The organism is Streptosporangium sp. NPDC001681 (assembly GCF_040298085.1).
Lineage (GTDB): Bacteria > Actinomycetota > Actinomycetes > Streptosporangiales > Streptosporangiaceae > Streptosporangium.
Window position 1 is genome coordinate 1 of record NZ_JBEOZN010000331.1, and the last position, 1,132, is coordinate 1,132.

General features: G+C 71.6%; 1 protein-coding gene. It reads right to left on the bottom strand.

Translation table 11 applies throughout. The features are described from left to right. Nucleotides 1-1,120, bottom strand: a 1,120-nt coding sequence (iscB, locus tag ABT130_RS47660; RefSeq protein ID WP_350966511.1) for an RNA-guided endonuclease IscB, incomplete at its 3' end; no start/stop codon positions are given. Nucleotides 1,121-1,132: the final 12 nt, after the last annotated feature.

Below are 1,132 nucleotides of genomic sequence, written 5' to 3' on the forward strand. Positions count from 1 at the left end.
GCTTGGTCCGGGGTAGCCGCAGCCGGGGAAAGCCGTAGCGGTCGGTGCGGGTGCGGGCGTAGGTGCCGCGCCCGGTCGCCTTGACCACCAGGACCCTGCAAGGCCAGGCGGTGACGCATCCCAGGTGGCCGACGTGCAGCGCGTCCAACGTGTGCGACTTGGCGGCACCGGTACGGGAACGGTTCCATTTCGTTCGGCCACCGGAGGCTGTGGACACGGGCAGGCCGGTGGCTTCCAGCGCCCGCCACAGCGCCCACCGGGTCGCGTTGACGGCGGCGGCGTCGCGCAGTGGCGCTTTGGCCTGCTTGAGGATCTTCGCGAGCAGTGCGGGCTTGGCCCGGAGGAATTCCTCCACCGGCGTCGCGTTCTTGGCCTGGTTGCAGCCGATGCACGCCAAGGTCAGGTTAGAGATGCGGTCGGGGCCGCCCCGGCTGCGCGGGTGGATGTGGTCGAGGTTGAGCGGCACACCGGTCGCACCGCAGTACGCGCACGCCCGCCCCCATGTGGCGAGCAGGTATTCGCGGACCTCGTACCCGGCGAGGGTGCCCCGCTGGTATTCCACCCCTTCCAGTGCTCTGCCCGCGCTGAGGGCGTGGGTGTCGAACGCCACCCGCTCGACGTGCACGGCCCGCACCGGCGCCCACCGGGCGAGCCGCACCACCCACGACACGGTGGTGTCGACGCGGTGGCGCAGCGACGGCGCAAGCCACCCCTGGGGTCTGGTGCGGTTGAGGAACCGGGGGGCGCGGTGACGCAGATTGCGTGACCTGCGAGCATGGCGCAGCGCAGCCCGCGCGCTGAGCTTGTCTCGGATCGCTGCGCCTCGGTGGTCAAGCCGGATCGTATACTTCCCGCTCCGGCTTCCGCCGTGGTCGGTGAACACCGCCAGGCCGGTGTGCTTGCTGCCAGGGTCGATGCCGACCTGCACGCCTTCGATGGCCGAGGTCGCCGCATCGCGATCTTTGAGGCGGATGACGAACGGGGTGTGGCGCACTACCACCGCCCGCCCGGCCGCCAGCAGGCGACGGGCACGGGCAGGGTGGCAGGGGTCGAGCGGGTGGCCGCGGGCGTCCAGGACGAACACGGCCGGGTGAACCTCACGGTTCGCTCCCTCGGACACCGAAGCGCCCTC